Annotated in this window: 12 protein-coding genes and 1 pseudogene; 6 read left to right on the top strand and 7 right to left on the bottom strand. The window is 71.7% G+C overall.

From position 1 onward, the window contains the following. Positions 1-22: 22 nt before the first annotated feature. From ACWD04_RS17670 to ACWD04_RS17655, 4 genes are all read right to left on the bottom strand, one after another. Positions 23-1,267 (bottom strand): S8 family serine peptidase, encoded by a 1,245-nt coding sequence (locus ACWD04_RS17670; protein WP_451132836.1) that lies wholly within the window; start codon positions 1,265-1,267, stop codon positions 23-25. Further along, complete coding sequence (locus tag ACWD04_RS17665) at positions 1,264-4,575, bottom strand: right-handed parallel beta-helix repeat-containing protein (protein ID WP_451132834.1); 3,312 nt, start codon at positions 4,573-4,575, stop codon at positions 1,264-1,266. The genes ACWD04_RS17670 and ACWD04_RS17665 overlap by 4 nt, the downstream gene beginning before the upstream one ends. Before the next feature lie 146 nt (positions 4,576-4,721). Beyond that, on the bottom strand, positions 4,722-5,933 hold the full coding sequence (locus ACWD04_RS17660; RefSeq protein WP_451132832.1) for a ricin-type beta-trefoil lectin domain protein: 1,212 nt from the start codon (positions 5,931-5,933) through the stop codon (positions 4,722-4,724). Beyond that, positions 5,930-6,721, bottom strand: a complete 792-nt coding sequence (locus ACWD04_RS17655; RefSeq protein ID WP_451133124.1) for a type VII secretion system-associated protein — start codon at positions 6,719-6,721, stop codon at positions 5,930-5,932. The genes ACWD04_RS17660 and ACWD04_RS17655 overlap by 4 nt, the downstream gene beginning before the upstream one ends. Positions 6,722-7,246: 525 nt before the next feature. Here ACWD04_RS17655 and ACWD04_RS17650 point away from each other — a divergent pair. The 3 genes from ACWD04_RS17650 (at position 7,247) to ACWD04_RS17640 (ending at position 11,830) form a co-directional block, all read left to right on the top strand. Further along, positions 7,247-8,230, top strand: a complete 984-nt coding sequence (locus ACWD04_RS17650) for a mannose-binding protein (RefSeq protein WP_451132830.1) — start codon at positions 7,247-7,249, stop codon at positions 8,228-8,230. A gap of 252 nt (positions 8,231-8,482) precedes the next feature. Beyond that, positions 8,483-10,495: a beta-N-acetylhexosaminidase family protein gene (locus tag ACWD04_RS17645; RefSeq protein WP_451132828.1), complete on the top strand. Its 2,013-nt coding sequence runs from the start codon at positions 8,483-8,485 to the stop codon at positions 10,493-10,495. A gap of 249 nt (positions 10,496-10,744) precedes the next feature. Next, positions 10,745-11,830 (top strand): BTAD domain-containing putative transcriptional regulator, encoded by a 1,086-nt coding sequence (locus tag ACWD04_RS17640; protein ID WP_451132826.1) that lies wholly within the window; start codon positions 10,745-10,747, stop codon positions 11,828-11,830. Here the strand turns inward: ACWD04_RS17640 and ACWD04_RS17635 are convergent, their stop codons facing one another. After that, positions 11,831-12,499 (bottom strand): cutinase family protein, encoded by a 669-nt coding sequence (locus ACWD04_RS17635; RefSeq protein ID WP_451132824.1) that lies wholly within the window; start codon positions 12,497-12,499, stop codon positions 11,831-11,833. It lies immediately after the preceding gene. Between the two features lie 157 nt (positions 12,500-12,656). On the opposite strand from ACWD04_RS17635, the gene ACWD04_RS17630 reads away from it, so the two are divergent. After that, positions 12,657-14,318: a peptidase M23 gene (locus ACWD04_RS17630; protein WP_451132822.1), complete on the top strand. Its 1,662-nt coding sequence runs from the start codon at positions 12,657-12,659 to the stop codon at positions 14,316-14,318. 109 nt (positions 14,319-14,427) lie between these two features. Here ACWD04_RS17630 and ACWD04_RS17625 read toward each other — a convergent pair. Beyond that, a pseudogene (locus ACWD04_RS17625) lies at positions 14,428-15,242 on the bottom strand (alpha/beta hydrolase); the annotation flags it as partial. Positions 15,243-15,625: 383 nt separating this feature from the next. Further along, positions 15,626-16,000 carry a penicillin acylase family protein gene (locus tag ACWD04_RS17620; protein WP_451132820.1) on the bottom strand — a complete coding sequence of 125 codons (375 nt, stop codon included), beginning with the start codon at positions 15,998-16,000 and terminating at the stop codon, positions 15,626-15,628. Positions 16,001-16,150: 150 nt separating this feature from the next. Between ACWD04_RS17620 and ACWD04_RS17615 the strand changes: the two genes are divergently transcribed. Further along, positions 16,151-17,665 carry a peptidoglycan DD-metalloendopeptidase family protein gene (locus ACWD04_RS17615; RefSeq protein WP_451132818.1) on the top strand — a complete coding sequence of 505 codons (1,515 nt, stop codon included), beginning with the start codon at positions 16,151-16,153 and terminating at the stop codon, positions 17,663-17,665. 17 nt (positions 17,666-17,682) lie between these two features. Next, entirely contained in the window at positions 17,683-19,716 is a 2,034-nt protein-coding gene (locus ACWD04_RS17610) for a family 43 glycosylhydrolase (RefSeq protein WP_451133122.1), read from the top strand. The last annotated feature ends 100 nt before the right edge of the window (positions 19,717-19,816 follow it).

Here is a 19,816-nt window from a genome sequence, read left to right as displayed (position 1 = left end):
GTGTCGTCGTCAGGACTTCAGCTCATTCCGATACTGTTCCGGCCGCTCCCGCAGGGCGCCATCCCCGGGCGCGGGCCCTGGACAGCGCGAAGCCCGCCCAGAGGACGGCGAGGACGGCGGCGGAGCCGAGCAGGACGAAGAGGGTGGCCCTGCCGGTGGCTCGGTCGGCGACGGAGGTGTCGCGGACCGTCACGGGTTCCGCGGCGCGCTCGGTGCCGGCGGACGTGGCGGAAACGCCGATGACCGCGGTGACGGCGGCGTAAGCGTCCAGCTGGGGGATGTCGGCGGGGTAGGCGGTGGAGGTCAGACGGCGCATGACGTCGTCGGGCGAGTCGTCGGGGTGTGCGGCGCGGACGGCCGCGGCAGCCCCTGCGGCGTAGGCGGTGGCCACCGGGACGCCGCCGCCGAGGTAGTGGCCTTTGCCACGCGGGCCGCCGGAGACCACCCCGGCACCCGGGGCGGCCAGGTCGATGCCGTCGGTGGGCAGGGAGCCGTCCGGGCGGGCGCCGCCGGGAAGCATGTCGGCGACCGAGAGGACGCCGGGCTCACCGGCCGGCCAGTAGGTGCGGGACGGGACCTCGTCGGTGCCGCCCCGGGGCGGCGGCTCCGGGGCGGCCGCGGCGACCACCACCGCGCCCGCGCGGCGGGCCTCGGCGACCGCACTGCTCAGCGCCGCGTCCTGGCTCGGCAGGGCCACCGCGACCGCGATCACCCCGGCCCGGGCCGCGGTCGCCTCGCGCAGCGCGCCCACGACCAGGTCGGTGCTCGCCTGCCCGCGCCGGTCGGTGCCACGCAGGGCCAGGATCTTCGCGCCCGGGGCCACCCCGGCCAGGCGGGGGCTGTCCCCGCCGGTCCCGGCGATCAGCCCGGCCAGGAACGTACCGTGCCCGACGCAGTCGTCAGCGGCCGTACCCGCGGCGGTGACCCGGCCGCTGAGCCCGGCCGCGTCGGGATCGACACCGGTGCCGATCAGCGCGACGGTCACACCCGCGCCGGTGCTGTGCTGGTGCAGCCGGTCCAGGTCGAGGCGCTGGCGCGACCAGTCCTGCTTCTTCGCCTTCTCGCGGGAGGCCGGGGTGCAGACCACCTCTTCGGCCTCGGGGTCGAGGGCGGAGGGCATACCGGGCAGTTCCTGGCCCTTCTTCCCGTCGGCCGCGGGAACGAGCGAGGGCGCCGCCTGTGCCGGAACGGCCGTCGGCAGCATCAGTGCGGCGGCGAGGCCGGCACCGGACAGCAGGCGGACGGCCCCGCGCGCGGGAGGCTTCATCGGGGTGCCACCTTCGGTGTCGCGGCCGTGACATCGGCGGGGAGGAGGACGCGAAGGTCGTCCAGGGTGGGCGCGGCCAGCGAACTGAGCCGTCCGGCCTGGCGGGTGACCATCGATTCGACCACCTGACGGGCCAGACGCGCGTTGCCGAAGGAGCGGTCCCGGGGTACCGCGTCGAAGTACTCCTTGAGCAGCGGGCCGGTGCCGGGTCCGCACTCGTAGCCCATGTTCGCCGCCTGGGTCCGCACGATGGTGACCAGCTCCTCCGAGGAGTAGTCGGCGAAGGCGATCCGGCGCGGGAAGCGGGAGGACAGGCCCGGGTTGGAACCGAGGAAGCGTTCCATCTCGTCGGTGTAGCCGGCGACGATGACGACCACCTCGTCGCGGTGGTCCTCCATCAGCTTCAGCAGTGTGTCCACCGCTTCCTGGCCGAAGTCCGCACCGTCGCCGCGCGGGGTGAGGGTGTACGCCTCGTCGATGAACAGCACGCCTCCGCGGGCCCGTTCGAATACCTCGCGGGTCAGCTGGGCGGTGTGGCCGATGTAGCGGCCGACCAGGTCGGCGCGGGCCGCCTCGACCAACTGGCCTCGGTCCAGGACGCCGAGCTGGGTCAGGACCTCCCCGTAGAGGCGGGCGACGGTGGTCTTGCCGGTGCCGGGCGGGCCGGTGAAGACCAGATGGTTGCTGAGCGACGGGACCGGCAGCCCGGCCGCGGCCCGGTGGCGGGCCGTGGTGATCAGGTTGACCAGATCCGCGACCTCGCGCTTCACCCCGGCCAGGCCGATCATGTCGCCGAGGCGGGTCAGCGGGTCGTCGTCCGGCACGGACGGATCGGCCGCCGTGGCGGCAGCGGTGGCGGACACGTCATCCGGCAGCAGCAGTCGCAGATCGTGCTCGCTGACCTGCGGCTGCTCGGAGAGCCGGACCGCCTGTCTGTCCACCATCTCCTCGAACACGCCGCGCGCGGCGCGGCCGTTGCCGAAACCGGCGTCCCGTGGCATCGCCTCGAAGTGCGCGGCCAGCGCCGCCGCGGTGCCCTCACCCAGCTCGTACTGGTGCTGACCGCACATGCTCTCCATGATCGCGACCAAGTCGGGCACCGAGTAGTTCTCGAACTCGACGGTCCGCGAGAATCGGGAGGCCAGGCCTGGGTTGGAGCCGAGGAAGGAGTCCATCTCACGGGAGTAACCGGCCGCGACCACCACCACGTCGTCGCGGTGGTCCTCCATGAGTTTCAGCAGTGTGTCCACCGATTCGCGGCCGAAGTCGGCGCCGCCGTTGCCGCTGTCGGAGGTGAGCGTGTACGCCTCGTCGATGAACAGGACGCCGCCGAGAGCTCGCTGGAAGGTCTCGGTGGTCTTGATGGCGGTGCCGCCGACGATCTGCGCGACCAGGTCGGCGCGTGAGACCTCCACCAGGTGTCCACTGCGCAGCGAGCCCAGTTCGGCCAGGATCGCGCCGTAGAGACGGGCCACGGTGGTCTTACCGGTGCCGGGCGGACCGGCGAAGACGAGGTGCCTGCTCATCGGCGGGGCGGACATTCCGAGTTGTTCGCGGCGCTGGGCGAGCTGGGTCAGGTTGACCAGCGTGCGCACCTGGTGCTTGACGTTCTCCAGGCCGATCAGCGCGTTGAGGGCGCCGAGCGGGCCGTCCGCGCGGTCCGGCGCGGGCCCGTCCGCGGCGCCGGACCCGGCCGGGTCGGTGTTCTCGGCGCTGCCGGTGCCCCAGGCATCCCGCTTGCCGTTGCCTATGCTGTTCAGGCCCTCCACCGCGAGCCGTTCGCCGGGCGCGGTCTGCACCAGGCCGCCGCCCTCGTTCTCCCGGGCGAGGCAGTTGACGAGCGAGACCGGCGCGGTGGACTCCACCCGGAAGCCGTCCTGGGCGCCGCCGGTGGCCTCGCAGCCGCTGAGCGAGGCGAGCGCGCCCTCTTGGAGCAGGAAGCCGTGGCCCTTGGGGGCGTGCACGGCGGTGCGGTTGGCCGTCAGCTCACCGCCCGCAGCGACCACCACGCCCTCCTCACCGGAGATCTCGACGCGGAAGTCGCGCACGGTGACGTTGCCGCCGTCCTCCACGACCAGCCCGCTGGTGGCGGTGTCGGAGACCCCTCCGCCGGCCAGGTAGAGGGTGCTGCCGGAGGCCACGCGCACACCCACGCCCTGTGGCCGGACGATCTCGCAGTCCTCGGCCCGGCCCCGGGCGTCCTTGGTGGCCGCGATGCCGTCGCCGGAGGGCTCCACCAGTCGGGCCCGTCGCAGCAGCGGGTTGGCGCCACCGGTCACCGCGACCGCGGGCGAGCCGCCGATGACCTCCAGGCGGTCCAGCTCCGGCGCGGAGTCCTCCTCCAGGAGCAGCCCGGGCCCGTCGCAGTCGCGGACCGTCAGGCCGGTCAGCGCCGGGGACGCGGCCCCGGCGACCCGCAGCGCCGCGCCCTGCGCGCCGTCCACCCAGCAGTCCTCGAAGGTGCCGCGCGACCGGTCGGTGACCAGCACGCCGTGGCCGCGGACGCGCGAGACGCGGCAGCGGCGCAGCACCGGGTCGGTGCCCCCGGACAGTGCGATCCCGTTCCCGGAGGCACCGGTGACGCGGACGTCCTCCAGCGTCGTACGGCCCGCACTGCTCAGGTGCACGCCGGTGCTGGTGTCGTGCACCACGGTGCGGACCACCGAGACGGAGGAGTTCTGTTCCAGGGCGATGGAGGGCTTGTCGGTGGAGGAGATGTCGCAGTCCTCGACGCTGCCACGGGTCTCGCCGTTGGCCAGCAGGCCGTTGCCCCGGGCGTCCCGCACCGTGCAGTCACGGATGCGGGCTTCGCCCTGTTCGGCGAGGACCAGGCCGCTGGTGGCCAGGTGTTCGAGCGTGCAGGACTCCACGGTGGTGGGTGTGGTTGAGGTCACCACGATGCCCGCGCCTTGCGGGTTGCTCACCCGGCAGTTCCGCAGCGCGAGGGAGCCCGTCCCGCCGGCCAGCATCGCGGTCCAGGCGGCGCCGACGATCTCACAGCCGTCGAACGCGGCCTGCCCGCGCCGCACGTCCACGGCCGGCAGCTCGGCGTCGCCGCCCCGCAGGGTCAGCTCGGAGAACATCACGGCGTCGGCGCGCAGCGAGACCACGCTGCCCGAGCGCGGCCGGATCTCCACCGTGCCCCGCCCCTCGGCGGCGGTGAGGGTGACCCTGGTGTTGACCACCAGGTTCTCCGCGTACGTCCCGGGCCGGACGCTGATGAGCGCCCCGATACGGGCTGCGGCGAGTGCCTCACCGATCGTCCGATAGCGGTCCTTGGGACCGACCGACAGTACCTGGCGCGACACGCACCAACCTCCTTGCTAGGCGGCGTCTACTGCGAACTCCCCCATTCGCCGGAGGAGCGAGTCGGCGAGCCGACGATGCCATCATGCCTTGTCCCCGGTGCGTACGGCGGCCCGGGAGCGGTCCTCCCGGCGCCGAGGCGTTGCGGTCAGGTGCTCCACTTCTGGGCTTCGTTGCCCGTGCAGGTCAACAGCTGCAGGGCTGCCCCGTTGCCCCGGTTGGCGCCCGCGATGTCGACGCACATGCCGACAACGGTGTTGACCAGGTCGTGGCTGCCGTTCAGGGCGAACTGCTGGGCGGCGTTGCCGTTGCACCAGGTGATCTGCATGGGGGTGCCGTTGCTGAAGTTCGCGTTCGCCACGTCCAGGCACTTGTCAGCGATGCGGACGGTGCCGTCCGAGGCGAACCGCCACTTCTGCGCCGGGGCGTTGTTGCAGTCCCATACGTGCAGCGCCTTGCCGTCGCTGAAGTCATGCTCCGGTACGTCGATGCAACGGCCGGAGAGATGGCTGCGGAAGGAGACGGGGGCACTGAAGGTGACGCCGGAAGCGGCCTTCGCGGGCTGCTCCTTCGCCCCACCGGACTCCTTCTTCTTCTCGCTCTCCTTCTCCGGCTTGTCCTCCGGGTCGGCGGTCTTCTTCGGCTTCTCCTCGGACGGGTCCGGCGCCGGGGCCTGCTTCACCGGCTTCCCCGGCGCCGGCTCGACGGGGACCTTCTTCTCGCCCTCGTCCGGGGAACCGCTCTCGGGCGTGGTCACCGCGAAGTCACCCGGTGCCTCCTGCGTACTCCCGTCGAGCACGGTTCCCGCCGCCGCCACCGACGGCTGCTCGGGGCCATTGTCGTCGTTCCCGGCGAGTATCAGGAACGGCACCGAGACGAGCAGTGCCCCCGCGACCGCCGCTCCGGCCAGCACCGCCCTGCCCGGACGGCCCACCGGCCCGTCCTCGTGCTGCGGCCGGCCGATCGCGGTGGCGGTCATGGTCCGCACCAGCCCGGGCAGCCGGCTCTGGGCGGCGGCAGTGGCATCGGGGCCGGACTCGGACTCGGACAGGGCGCCGGAGGACGCCGCGGTCCCGGGCTCGGTGGTCCCGCCCTCTCCGGGAGCCTTCCCTGCCCCTTCGGGGTTCTTCGCGGCCGCTCCGGATTCCTTCTCGGCCTCCGGGGACTCCGAGCCGGTTCTGCCTTCCTTCCCGGCCGCGTCCCCGGTCTTCGCCGCTGCGGGCCCGGGCGTGGGCTCGGCCAGGCCGGCGGGCGCGGAGGTACTGCCGGGTGCGGCGGTCGCGGTCGACTCCTCGCCCCCGGACGAGGACTCCGCACGAGCCCCGGGGGAAGCGGGGGATTGCTGGGACGATCGCGTCATGGGGTCCTCCCTGTGGTGTGGGGCCAGGGTTCAGATGAGCTGTGGGTACGGTCCGCGGAGCCGGCCGAGGCGCCGGAGGCGTCCTCTGCCCCGGCGGCCGTTGCGGGCGCGCTCGCGTCGCCCGCAGCGCGCACCGGGCTCGGAAGTCCGTCCGCCGGGACGAGCAGCGGAGCTGCGGCCCCGGCGTTGACCATGAGCATGGTGCCGGGACCTCTCAGTGACCGGGCCAGTTCCCGTGCCGGCAACGTGTCATGGTGAAGTGCCGCGGACATGAACTCATGGGTGGGTGACGTGAACAAAAGGACCACCGGCGCACCGTCCCGCCCGGCGGCCGTGAGCGGCCCGCCGTCCGGCCCGCGCACCACGGAGACGTCCGCCTCCGCGAGCGCCGCGACCGCGGCTTCCACCGAGCCGTAGCCGGTGGCCGCACGCTGCGCCGCGGCGTCCACCGGGTCGGTGGGCTCAGGCCATCCGAGAACCCGCGCCGAGGGCCGGTACGCCGGATTGGCCCGGTACTCCCCCACGCTCCCGCTCTCGTCCGACTGCCACTCCCCCAGCACCGCCCACTCCGGGGGCGTCCGCTCCTCGGTCCACTCCGGGTCCACCACCCCGACCCAGTGCCCCGGCGCCCTGCGCGCAGCGGCCTTCACCGCCTCGGGTATGCCGTCGGTGTCGGCGGCCTCAGCGCTGCCGGGGCCGGGTGACTCGGGGTCGGCGGTCCGGCCGGAAATATCAGGAATGACGAACGTCGCGTCATTCGAGCCCTCTTGTCGTTCTCCGGGCCGCATCTCCACCTGAACTCTTGGGTCTGTACGCGCTCTCAGGTGCCGGACAACGTGCGCTCGCACGCCGACACCGATCAGATCGGGGAGCCAACAGGATGTCATACGAGCGCTGCGCGTGGGCGTTCGGGAACGTTCCGTTTCGGGCGCTCGCCTGCCTGTTTCACTGCCCGAACAGAGGACTTTACGGGAGTAGTGAGGCGCGAGAGGACAAAGTGACGGAGGCGTTCGGGCTGCGGGATCAGCCGTCGTCCCCACGACGGGCTACGTTGGGTACGCCATCGGCCCCTTCGACGTGCAGCGCCTTCCGGCCCGGACGTCCGGGCGGGGCCGTACGGGAATGCCTCGCAGCTCGGAAAGGCGTCGGATCGGCCTCAGGCCGCCACCGCGCCGGGTCAGGCGGATTCGACGACGAGGACCGGGCCGACCGGCCCACCTCGACGCGGCACTCGCCGACGCCCGCAGGGTTAGCAGGCTTGCATCCGGCCCGACCGCTGCCCACCGACAGCTCCGTCACAAAGGAGTAACCGCATGTCCCCCCAGCACCCCACCCCCGGCGCGAACGCGGCGGCAGCCACCGCCCCCGGCGTGCAGGAGGCCGGGTCCCCGGCCCCGTCCACCGCACCGGCCGAAGAGACGCCGAACCCGGCTTCCGCTTCCGCTTCCGCTTCCGACGCGGAGTCCGGTACGGCTCCGGCCGGGAAAGCCGCCGCCACCCCGCCCGCGCCCTCGGCCGCCGCCAAGACCACCGAGGCGCCCGAGGAGGGCGTAGGCGTGGCGACGGCCGCCGCGATGGCGCCGGGCACCAAGACCGCCACCGGCGTCGACGGCGGACGCCCCCGCACGCCGGTCCTGGCCGGGGCGGCCTTCGTCGGCGCCGCCCTGGTCGCCATACCCCTGTTGCTGGTCGGAAGCGCCAACGACAAGGGGCAGGACAACACCCCCATGCGACCGGTGGCGGGGGGTGCCGACACCGTCCTCAACCCCAACTCCGCCCCCGCGGACCTCGAGGACTACGTGGCCGGGAAGCCCAGTCCGTCCCCGAGCACGGAGAAGCCGAAGGCGGTCGAGATACCGAAGGCCACCGTTCCCAGGGCCGCCGTTCCGGCGCCGGAGCCCAAAACGAGCAGCCCGGCCGAGAAGAAGTCCACACCCTCGCCCAAGCCCAAGCCCAAAGCGGCCCCGAAGCCGAACTGGAGCACGGTGACCGTCTTCTCGCCCAGCGTCCTGGAGGTCAACCAGGCCTGGACGACCAACCGCATCCGCATGGTCATGCAGGCCGACGGCAACCTCGTCGTCCTCAACGAACTGGGCAAGCCGATCTGGGCGTCCATGACCTTCGGCCAGAACCACAGGGCGATCTTCCAGCCCGACGGCAACCTCGTCATCCACAACGGCGACGACCGCCCGATCTGGGCCTCCAAGACCCACGACTTCGGGGGCGCCCAGCTGGTCCTCCGGGCCGATGCCAAGGTGGCCATCGTGCACAACGGCAACGTCGTCTGGACGACCTGACAGAGGGCGGCGGGGCTCCGAGCCGCCCTCAGCTTCGAAGGAACAGCGCAGCACGGCACGCGCCGCGGCCCCTGCCGCCCAGCCACTGGTCGGCAGGGGCCGTCGGCGCGTCCGCGTCCCGGACTGCCCGTCAGAAGATCTGTCTGCACGTTTCGGCGACCCGATCTTGACACCGACGCCGACGAGTGGTGGTTTAGACCACTCCACCATTTACCGGTGGTGGTCCACGTCCGTGGAGGTGCAGTGACCCGAATGCCTGAAAGTCATCCGTACTGTCTTCCCCGCGTCCCCAGACTCCGGCTTCTCGGCGTCGTCGTACTGCTGGCCCTCGGTACGCTCTCCGCTCCCGCCCGCGCGGCCGGGGAGCCGGCCACCACGGCGTCGCCCGCGTCCGGCGCCGCCCCGTCGACAGCCCCGCCCGTCGTCACCCCCACCCCGCAGCGCATGAAGTCGGCCGGGCGGGACCTTCGTGTCCCGAAACGCGTGCGCCTCGTCCTCGGTCACGACGTCGACGCCTCGAGCGCCGAGGTCATCAAGCGGGCACTGGCTTCGGCCGGCGCCCGTCACATCGCCACACGTACGGCCGGGGGCGCCGCCGCCTCGGAGTCACGCGCCCATGGCGCGACGCTGACCGTCGTGGCCGGTTCCATCAAGGACCACCGGGTGGCCGACGCCCTGCACGCCACAGGCGGCACCGTGCCCGGAACCCTGGTCGCGGAGGGCTACTCCCTCGCCTCCCGGGGCGACACCGTCGTGCTCGCCGGCAACGACGGGGACGGCATCTACTACGCCGCCCAGACACTGCGGCAGTTGGTGACCGGGAAGCACACACTGGCGGCCGTGTCGATCACCGACCACCCGGCCATGCCCCTTCGCGGCAGCATCGAGGGCTTCTACGGCGCACCCTGGTCGCACGCCGACCGGCTCGACCAACTCGCCTTCTACGGCGACATCAAAGCCAACACCTACATCTACACGCCGAAGGACGACGCGTATCTGAGGGAGGACTGGCGCGAGCCCTACCCTGCCGACAAGCTGGCCGACCTGCAGGAGCTGATCGAGCAGGCCACCGCCCACCACGTCGGCTTCACCTACGCCCTCTCCCCCGGCCTGTCCGTCTGCTACAGCGATCCCGCTGACGTGAGCGCGCTGAAGAAGAAGCTGGGCACCCTCTACGACCAGGGTGCCCGCAGTTTCTACGTGGCGCTGGACGACATCAGCTACACCGAGTGGAACTGCGAGGCCGACCAGGAAAAGTACGGCGCCCCGGGCCGGGGCAGTGCGGGGCAGGCGCAGGCCGACCTGCTCAACGCCGTGCAGCACGACTTCATCGACGCCCACGCGGATGCCGAGCCACTCCAGTTCGTGCCCACGGAGTACTCCGACACGGCCGACTCCGCCTACAAGTCCGTACTGCGCGAGCAACTGGACCCGAGGGTGATCGTGCAGTGGACGGGCACCGATGTCGTTCCCCCTTCGATCAGCATGGCGGACGCCCAGGCCGCCTCCGCCGTGTGGGGGCGCAAGGTGTTCCTGTGGGACAACTATCCGGTCAACGACTACGGGCAGACGACCGGCCGACTGCTGATGGCCCCTTACGACAAGCGGGAGGCCGGGCTGCACAAGGCGTTGAGCGGCATCGTGCTCAACCCGATGAACCAGGCCGCGGCAAGCAAGGTCGCTCTCTTCGGCGGGGCGTCGTTCGCCTGGAACGACGAGGACTACGACCCCGACCGCACCTGGCGCGCGGCGGCCGACCACCTGGCCGGCGGCGACCCGGCCACCGCCCGGGCCCTGTTGGCCTTCTTCGACACGGAACATCTCGCGCCGACCTTCGGCGACACGGACTGGCAGCCGCAGGCACCCGAACTGAGCGCGCGACTTGCTGACTTCACCGAGGCCTGGAGCAGCGGATCCCGTGTCCGCCGACAGGCCGCGCTGCGGGAACTCGGTGCCTACGCCCACGTACTGGCCGGGGCTCCCGAGCAGATACGCGCCGGTGTGCGGGATCCGGCTTTCCTGGCGCAGACGAAGCCGTGGCTGGACGCCCTCGACGTGTGGGGCGGCGCGCTGAACAGCACCCTGGACGGGCTGCGGGACCGACTGCACTCAGGCAGCGGGCAGGCGGACTTCGCGAAGGCAGCCGACCTGGCGGAGCAGGCCGCCGCGTTCACCACCATCCCGGGCACCACCCGGCCTCAGGGCAGGATCAGGGTGGCCGACGGGGTGCTGGACCTGTTCATCGAGCAGGCGCCGCAGATGTGACGCCCGCCCGCCCCCCCCTACAGAGAGCCGTCGACGCTTCAGGACACCTCAATGCCCCTTTCGCCCTGCTGCAACCGTCCCGTAGCGCCCATGACGTGGATGCGGGGCCCGCCCGGCGTCCCAGCTCGAGGATGACCTGCGGTCGCGTGTGTCACTCCGGATCGTTCCGGATGCCTTGCCCTGCGCCTCCCCCACTACCTTGTCGACGGCGCCCGTAAGGCCGCCCCGTCCGGAGCCCGGGGAGCAGTGATGCCGACGACCGTCACCACCGACCGCACTACCGCCCCCGTGCTCAGGCACCAGGAGCGCCGGTTGCTCGCCGCGGTCGGCTGCGGCCTGGGGGACGACGAGATCGCCGCAGCCCTCGCCATCCCCGAGGACGCCGTGGCCGACCACCTCGCGCGGATCCTGGTGAAGCTCGGTCTGCGCGACCGGGCCGCCGCCATCGTCCACGCCTTCGACTGCGGTCTGGTCGTCCCCGGACGTGGCCCCCGCACCCGGTCGGTGAGACCGGCTCCACGGATCACTGCCGTGAGAGCCGCGGGGCCGAAGGTACGGATCTCCCTGCTCGGGCCGCTGCAGGCATGGCGGGACGGGCGGCCCCTGCACCTCGGGCATCTGCGCCAGCAAGCCGTCCTGGCGGCCCTGGCGCTCGCCGCGGGCAGGCCCCTCAGCCAGCAGGAACTGCTCGATGACGTATGGGGGACGGAGTCGCCGGTCGCCAACGTGGTGCCGGTGTACATCTACCGATTACGCAAGGCCATGGGCGTCGGGAGCGGCCCGGATTCGGTCATCGAGCGCGGACTCCGAGGTTACCAGCTGGCCCCCGGCGCGGTCGACGTGGACGTGGCACGCTTGGAGGAGCTGGTCACCGGCATCGGGAAGGCCGATCGATCGGGCGAACCGCTCGAGGCGGTCCGCCTCTGTGCCCAGGCGCTGCAGCTGTTTCGCGAGGAACCCCTGGCCGGTTTGCCGGGGCCCCTCGCCGAACTGGAGCGGCTGCGGCTCACCGAGCGCAGGATCGCCATCGCGCAGCGGAAGTTGGAGTGGCAGCTGCGCCTCGGCCAGAATGCGGAGGCGATCGCCGAGCTGTTCGCGCTGTCGTCCGCGCACCCCCTCAACGAGCCGTTGGCCGCGATGCTGATGCGGGCGCTGTACCGGAACGGACGCCAGGCCGACGCCTTGACGGTGTTCGAGCGCGCCCGGCGCCTCCTCGCTGACGACCTCGGGGTTACTCCGAGCCGGATGCTGCGGCGGGCGCACCAGATGATTCTGCGCGGGGATGAGGCCGGTCTCGGCCTCACCCCCTTGGCCGGGTCCGTGACCGGCCCCTGATCACCAGGCGGCGGGATGCCAGGCGCCGTTGTACCACTGCTCGTTGGCGCTGTCGTTGTGGTGATCCATGTTGAAGTCCTCGGGGTAGTTCCTGATGTGGTTGTCCGGGTACGTCCAGATGCCGGCGGACTCGTCACAGACGTAGTCCCAGTGGCAGATCGTCTTGACCGGTACGTCGCCGAAGAACCTGTCGGCGCCGGCGAGCGGAGCGCCGACGATACCGCCGAACGGCACGGACCCCCCGTTGGCACCGGGGCCGCCCTGGCGCTTGGGGTCCGAGATGAGAACGGCGTTGACGTTGTCGAAGGTCTGCCAGTTCTCGGTGACCCAGATGTGCACCACCGCGGCGCCCAGGGAGTACCCGCCCATCTTGACGTGCTGGCCCGGACACGCGGCACGCTGGTCGCGCACGAGCCGGTTCAGCTCGTTGACGCCTGCCCGGGCGCTCGCGCCGTTGGGGATCTGGGTGGGGTACCCGACGTGCTGCTGGATGTTGCCGGTGAAGCCGTCGTTGTTCCACGAGCTTCCCGTGCCGCCGACGACGATCGTGTAGGTGCCCCCGCACGGAGCCGCCGCCTCTGCCGCTTGCGCCGTGGACGCCTGTGTCACCGAAAGCCCTGCCGCCAGCAGAAGTCCGGCCGCCGAGGCCGTCATCCTCTTCACTCGCATGTTGATTCTCCCCTGTGTGGTGCCTACACCTCACGACCTTGGCACCGGCCGATGACCTCGCGATGAAACGCGGGGGAGACCCGATTCCATCGGTATTTCATCGGTGCTTCCTACTGTCTGCCGCCGACGGCCGGAGTTCACGACGGAAGGGCACACCATGGCAAGAGGCGGCTTGTACCGCGCATGGACGAGACTGGCCCTGGTGGCCGGTCTATGGGCACTGGTCATCGGGTTGACCGGCTCGGTCGCCGTCGCCCGGCCGGGACCTGCTCCGGGGCCGGGCGACGACCGATCGGGGGTCTCCCGGTATTTCGCGGGACCGGAAGGGCTGGCCATTCCGACCGAGCCCTGTGATCCGGCCGGCCCGTCGGCCACCGACGGCGTCATGGCAGACCAGCTGAACCCGCAGCTCAACGCGAAGATGGCCGGCTATCTGACCGCGTACAAGATGTCCTGCGCGCGGATGGTCACGCAGGCGGTGAAGGACCGGGGGCTCAACCCCAGAGCCGCGGCGATCGCCATCGCCACGATCATCGTGGAAACCAGCATGAACAACTACTCGCAGGCCGTCGACCACACCAGCATCGGACTGTTCCAGCAGCAGGACTGGTGGGGCACCCGGGAGCAGCGTCTGAACCCGGCCTACGCGACCAACGCCTTCCTCGACGCGATGGAGCAGCTGTATCCGGGCGGCTCGTGGAACGCCGCGCCGATCGGCGAGGTGTGCTGGCGGGTGCAGCAGCCGAGAGAGGACCTGCGCCACCTGTACGGGATCGAGGCCGGCGACGCCACACTGATCGCCAACGCGTTGTGGTCCGGTACGAGCACCGGGCCCGAGCACCCCTACGCCTCCGGCCGGGTCGTGTCCGGGCGGTCCGCGGACGGACGCCTCGAGGCTTTCGCCGCCGGTGCCGACGGCGTGTATCACGCGTGGCAGACGGCGGTGAACGGTGCCTGGTCGACGTGGCGTTCCCTCGGCGGTCCTCGCAATGCCCAGCTGGCGGTGGCGTCCAACGCGGACGGCCGGCTGGAGCTCTTCGCGCTGTCTGACAGCACGTTCGATCACATGTGGCAGGCCGGGCCCAGTGCCGAGTGGTCCGCCTGGGAGAACTTCGGCACCGGGGGGCACCGTCTGGCGGCGGGCAGTAACGCCGACGGCCGGATCGAGGTGTTCGCCTCCAACGCCGACGGGGTGTTCCATCGCTGGCAGACCGCGCCCAGCGGCGGCTGGTCCGGCTGGGAAGGCACCCACGGCGGCCCGGCGAACGCGCGTCTCGCCATGGAGACCGCGCCTGACGGGCGGCTCGAGGTCTTCGCCTTGTCCGACTCGACGTTCGAGCACCTGTTCCAGACGGGCGTCAACGGCGGGTGGTCCGCCTGGGAGAACTTCGGCACCGGAGGACACGCCGTCGCCGCCGGCTACAACCAGGACGGCAGGCTCGAGGTGTTCGCCTCCAACGCCGACGGGGTGTTCCACCGCTGGCAGACCGGCCCGGCCTCGTGGTCGGCGTGGACCGGCACAGGTGGGCTCCCCGATGCCGAGCTGGCCATGTCGCGGTCGGTCGACGGGCGGGTCGAAGTGTTCGCGATCAACGCCACCACGGCGAGCCATTCCTGGCAGACCGGCCCGAACGCGGCGTTCTCGCAGTGGGAGACGTTCGGTGGCGGTGGCACGTCGATCGGTACCGGCAACAACGCCGACGGTCGCGTCGAAGTGTTCGGTACGAGCCACGCCGGTGTCTATCACCGGTGGCAGACCGGCTTCGCCACCTGGTCGGACTGGGCCTGGCTGAACGATTCCGGCCCCGCCGTCACCTAGCGCTCACGGCTGGGCGGGGGACGGTCCGGGAGCGGGGGCTCCCGAACGCGCGCCCGCCGCAGTCCCGCTGACCGCCTGCGGCGGGCGGGACGACGGCGGGCGCTTGCGGTCAGGCGGCCTTACGTTCGTGGACGGCTTGATCGAGCCATTCGTAGGGTTGGGTCGCCCAGGGGTGCCGGGTGCCCCAACCGCCTCCGTCACCGTGGTTGACGTAGTGGTAGGACATGCCCAGCGCGTCCATGGCGGCCCTGACGTTCTTGGCGGCTCGCCCGCGATCCAGAACTCCGCGTCGCCGGGCGAACCGCCTCCGTCGCCCGTGCAGACGGAGACCCCGACCCCGGCCTCGGCCAGCCTGTCCATGTGCTGTGACGGGTCGACCTCGTTCCACCGCCGGTCGGCGTCGAACACCGGGTAGGGCGAGCTGAACGCGGCGTCACTGTCCACACCGGGCTTGTAGGGAGAGTTGCCGGGGTCGCAGTCTCCGAATGCCAATGCGCAGATCACGCCGGGCCCGTCGATGAGGGAGGCCACGACGGCCGGCCGGAGGCCCATGGACTTGACCGACAGATCGATGCCTCCTGACAGGGATGCGGTGTGGCTGAACAGGGCGGGACGGGTCTGGGCGTAGTGGAAGGCGCCGAACCCGCCCATCGAGATGCCTGCGATGGCCCTGGCCTTCTTGGTGGCGATGGTCCGCAGGTTCGCGTCGATGAACGGCACCACCTGCTCGGGGTGGAAGGTCTCCCAGGTCTGGGCACCGGCCGCGGTCTTCCGGTTGAGCCAGTTGGCGTACCGGCCCCGAGCGCCGCCGTCCGGGACGACGGTGATCATCCGGTCCGACATCGACAGCGCCGGATACGTCTGCTGCACCGGATCGTCGGGCGAACCGCGCAGGAAGTACAGCACCGGGTAGCGCCGGTCCGGGGCGTTCAGTGGGATGCGCGCCTTGCGCAGCGCGAGCACGGCACGACCGAACGCGTCACGGACGGCGGAACCCCCCGAGTCCAGCGAGTTGGGCGTGTGCACCGGGTCCTTGGGGTCGAAAGGAACCCGCCACGGCAGCTTCTCGGCTCCCTGCCCGTCGAGCAGTAGGGACCAGTAGTTCGCGAAGAGCCAGGATCTCCGGCTGTCCGTCGTGTAGTCGTGGCTCTTCCAGGCGGCCAGGATCGGACATGCCTCGCTCACATTGACCAGACTGCCGTCCACCAGGACGATCCCGAAAGGGACGTTCCGGCACATCTTCGCCGCGGTCTTCCCAGCTGAAGACTTCGGCTGTGCGGCGGCCGACGCCACCGCAGGCGCGGCGTTCACCTGACCATCCAGCAGCGCGTCGGCGCTGCCCATGATGATCTCGGCGTGCGCGTGCCGGTAGACGTCCAGCTCCGTGATCGGCCGAACCCAGGCGGCACCGCGACAGGCCGGGTCGGAGATGTTGTCGCGCCCGCCTCGGCCAGATACCTGTTGTATCCCTGGACATAGCCGCGAATGGCCTCTTCGACCTCCGGCTCCGGACCGTCGGGGGCGGGCTGTTCGAACAGCCGTTCCACCACTCGGTCGTCCTTGATCCGCTGGAAGTACAGGTCACTGGTGAGGTTGCTCGTGCTGTTCTGGAGCTGGCCGGGGCTCGCCTTGCCCTCGGGCCCCAGGTGGCGGGACCTCTGAATCTCGATGACCAGCGACAACGGACGCCTAGCCGACGTGCGCCCGCCTGTCAGTCCGTAACCTTCCGGGGTCTCCCGGCCCCACGCTGTTGCTAGCTTCCGTACCGCCCGTCCGCACGGCCCCGACCGCCCGTCCCCCTCACCTCGAGACTGCCGAAGGGAGGAGAGCTCGTGCTTCCAGGGCTTTTCCGACGCGCACTGACCTGGGTTCTCGCGTCGACAGCCGGCCTGCTGCTGCCGACTCTGCTGCCCGCGACTCCGGCCGCGGCCGCCCGTACCGCCGCCGCCGCGGCCTGCCCGGCCGCCGGTTTCGTCTCCCAGCACTTCCACAGCGACCACAACGGCGTCGACATCGCCAACGCCGTCGGCACGCCGGTCCACGCCGTGGGCGACGGCGAGGTGACCGTCTCCGGGTACGACAGCGGCTACGGCCAGTGGATCCAGATCCTGCACCCCGACGGGAGGCTCTCCGAGTACGGGCACATGATCCGGCGGGACGTCTCCGTCGGCGACCGCGTCGTGGCCGGCCGGCAGATCGCCCTGATGGGCTCCGAGGGGCAGTCCACCGGTCCCCATCTCCATCTGCGGATCTGGAAGGACCGGTCCTTCTCCTACGGAATCGACCCAGAGGTCCACCTCGCGGAGCGCGGCGTCGTGCTGCCCTGCACCCCGGGCAGCGGCCCTCGGCCCCAACCGCTGGTGTATCCGGCGGAGTCGGGCCGGGTCGTGTCGGCGCGGTCGGCGGACGGGCGGCTGGAGCTGTTCGCCGCCGGAGCGGATGGCATCCACCACGCCTGGCAGCAGAAGGTCAACGGCAACTGGTCGGAGTGGGAATCGCTCGGCGGGCCCGGCAACGCCGAACTCGCCCTCGCCCCGAACGCCGACGGCCGCCTGGAACTGCTCGCCATCAACGGGAACACGTTCGAGCACCGCTGGCAGCTGAGCCCGTCCGGTGGCTGGTCGGGATGGGAGGCCTTCGGCGGTGGCGGACGGGACACCGCGGCCGGCGTCAACGCCGACGGCCGCATCGAGGTCTACGCGTCAGGCCCCGAGGGGCTCTTCCACCGGTATCAAATCGCTCCGAACGGCGCCTGGTCGGGATGGGAGCCCACGGGCGGCGGCCCCGCCGACAGCCGGGTGGAGATGGAGAAGGCACCCGACGGCCGCCTGGAGGTCTTCGCTCTCAACGGCACCACCTTCCAGCACCGGTACCAGACCGCCCCCAGCGGCGGCTGGTCCTCGTGGGCCGGATTCGGCGAAGGCGGACACGACCTCACGGTCGACCACAACGCCGACGGACGTCTGGAGGTCTTCGCCTCCGGCCCGATCGGCGTTTTCCACAAGTACCAGACGAACGCGACGAGTTGGTCTACATGGCAACCCGTGAGCGGTCCTGCCGACTCGCAGCTCACGAGTGAACGCACCGCCGACGGCCGCGTCGAGGTCTTCGCCATGAACGGCACCACCGCCATGCACATGTGGCAGACCGCCGTGAACGCCCCCTACAGCGACTGGGCTCCCTTCGGCACCGGCGGCACCGAGGTCACCGCGGCCACCAACGCCGACGGCCGCATCGAGGTCTTCGGTACGAGCCACGCCGGTACCTTCCACACATGGCAGACCAGCTTCGCCACCTGGTCCGACTGGACCTGGCTCAACAACTCCGCCGGCCCCGCCGTCGACTGATCCCCCTGAAGGAACTCATGCTTCCGATCAGCAGACGGAGCCTGTTGCGTGGTGCGGCGGGTGTCGGCGCCCTCCCGTTCCTGGGTGCCGGCCCGGCCGTCGCCGCCGTGCCCTGCGAGGACGTCGCGCCCCCTCACCGGGTCGGCGCGGGACCCTTCACCCACGTCTACGACCCGTCCACCTCCGCAGGCCCGCGCTATCTCAACGATCACACGCTGATCAAGGCTCAGGGCCGCTGGCACCTGTTCGGCATCGTCGGGAACAGCGCGCCGCGTGGCGAATCTCCGGACAGCGCGGCGGAGATCTCCTTCGCCCACGCCTCCGCACCGGGCCCGCACGGACCGTGGACCAGCCACCCCGACGCGCTCGTCGTCGACCCGTCCTACTTCGGTGAGGATCACCTGTGGGCGCCGCACGTCGTCGAGGCGGGCGGCAGGTTCTGGATGTTCTACGCCGCGGGTGGCGCGAGCGGCGCGGCGATCAACCTCGCCACGTCGACCGACCTTTTCACCTGGACACGCGAACCGTCCGGCCCGCTGTTCCGGGGGCTCGCGGCGCGTGACCCCATGGTGCTGCGGGTGGGCGGCGAGTGGGCCATGTACTACACCGAACTCTCCGGCCCGGGCGGCCACCATGTCGTGGCCTACCGGCGTTCCGCCGATCTGCTGCACTGGGGCGAGCCGGGGGTCGCGTTCACCGACGCGAGCACGGACGCGACCGTCTCGGTCACCGAGTCGCCGTTCGTCGTCGAACGGGACGGCTGGTACTACCTGTTCATCGGTCCGCGCAACGGCTACGAGGGCACCGACGTCCTCGCGTCGCAAAACCCGTTCCGTTTCGAGCTCGCCGGATACACGGGGCACGTGCCAGGTCACGCCGTGGAGGTGATCCGCGACGGGGAGACCTGGTACGCCGGCGCCGCGGGCTGGTTCCGGAACGGGCTGTACGTGGCGCCCCTGTCATGGCGGGACACGCCACCGCCGTGGCAGAGCCCCGACAACCCGGTGGCCGGCCTCGACGTGGACGGCCGCCTCACGGTGTTCGCACTCGACGCCGCCGACCGCGCGATGCTGCGGCGCGTCCAGCTCGACCCGCACACGGACAGCTGGTCGGAGTGGGAGCCCTTCGGAGGGCCGGCCGGTGCGGTTCCCACGCTCGGACGCGCCGCCGACGGCAGGCTCGAGGTGTTCTCGCTCGCCCCGGGCGGCGCCCACCTGCACCACCGGGTGCAGCGGCCGGACGGCGGCTGGCACGACTGGGAGGAGTTCGGCGGCCCGGCCGGTGCCGCCCCCGCCGTCGCCCGCGACGCCTACGGCCGGCTGGAGGTCTTCGCTCTCGCCCCCGGCGGCGCCTCCGTCGCGCGGCGACGGCAGAGGTCGGCCGGGTCCCCGGCCTGGGACCCGTGGGAGCCCGGATTCGGCGGGGCGGCGGGCGCGCCACCGATCGTCGCGGCGAACGCAGACGGCCGGCTGGAGGTGATCGCCCTCGCCCCCGGCGGCTCGGGCATCGACCACCGTTGGCAGGAAGCCCCCGGCGGCCCCTGGACCGCGTCATGGCAGCGATTCGGCACCGCGGCCGGCACCGCGCCTCGGGTGGCCAGGGACGGCAGCGGCCGGCTCACCGTCGCCGCGATCGGACCGTCGGGCGTGGGAACCTTCGTCCGGCGGCAGGCCGTGCCGAGCGGCGGCTGGGACGCATGGCTGCCGCTGTTCGGCTGGAGCGCCGCCGCCCCGGCGTTCGCCGTGAACGCCGACGGCCGGCTGGAGGCGTTCTCCCTTGCGCCCGGCGGAGCCCGGCTCGGCCACCGCTGGCAGGTCGCTCCTGGCGGGGACGCGCATCCGGGTGCGGAGTTCGGCGAGCCCGGCATCCGGCTCGTCGCCACGCCCACGGCGGCGCTCGACGCCACCGGGCGGCTGCACGTCTTCGCCGTCACCGTCGCGAGCCGGATACGGACCCGCGTCCAGGCCCGGCCGAGCGGCGGGTGGCAACCGTGGACCACCTTCGGTGACCGCGCGATCGCGCCCCTCGTGTCGGGCAGCCCCGCTCTCTGAGCGGGCGGATCGTACGCCGGGAACGGGTCTTCGACGCCTCCTTCGCACCGCCCCCTCCCCGTACGGTGACTTTGCCCCACGGTGCGCGGTCCTGAACGGG

Source organism: Streptomyces sp. NPDC002911, assembly GCF_053591835.1.
Note: the sequence above shows the minus strand (reverse complement) of the source record. Positions and strands in the feature narration are given on the sequence as shown.

Coding starts and splice junctions, on each gene's coding strand:
- ACWD04_RS17660 (WP_451132832.1), bottom strand. CDS start 5,933: ATGACGCGATCGTCCCAGCAATCCCCCGCTTCCCCCGGGGCTCGTGCG.
- ACWD04_RS17630 (WP_451132822.1), top strand. CDS start 12,657: ATGGCAAGAGGCGGCTTGTACCGCGCATGGACGAGACTGGCCCTGGTG.
- ACWD04_RS17645 (WP_451132828.1), top strand. CDS start 8,483: ATGCCTGAAAGTCATCCGTACTGTCTTCCCCGCGTCCCCAGACTCCGG.
- ACWD04_RS17655 (WP_451133124.1), bottom strand. CDS start 6,721: ATGCGGCCCGGAGAACGACAAGAGGGCTCGAATGACGCGACGTTCGTC.
- ACWD04_RS17640 (WP_451132826.1), top strand. CDS start 10,745: ATGCCGACGACCGTCACCACCGACCGCACTACCGCCCCCGTGCTCAGG.
- ACWD04_RS17610 (WP_451133122.1), top strand. CDS start 17,683: ATGCTTCCGATCAGCAGACGGAGCCTGTTGCGTGGTGCGGCGGGTGTC.
- ACWD04_RS17670 (WP_451132836.1), bottom strand. CDS start 1,267: ATGAAGCCTCCCGCGCGCGGGGCCGTCCGCCTGCTGTCCGGTGCCGGC.
- ACWD04_RS17650 (WP_451132830.1), top strand. CDS start 7,247: ATGTCCCCCCAGCACCCCACCCCCGGCGCGAACGCGGCGGCAGCCACC.
- ACWD04_RS17635 (WP_451132824.1), bottom strand. CDS start 12,499: ATGCGAGTGAAGAGGATGACGGCCTCGGCGGCCGGACTTCTGCTGGCG.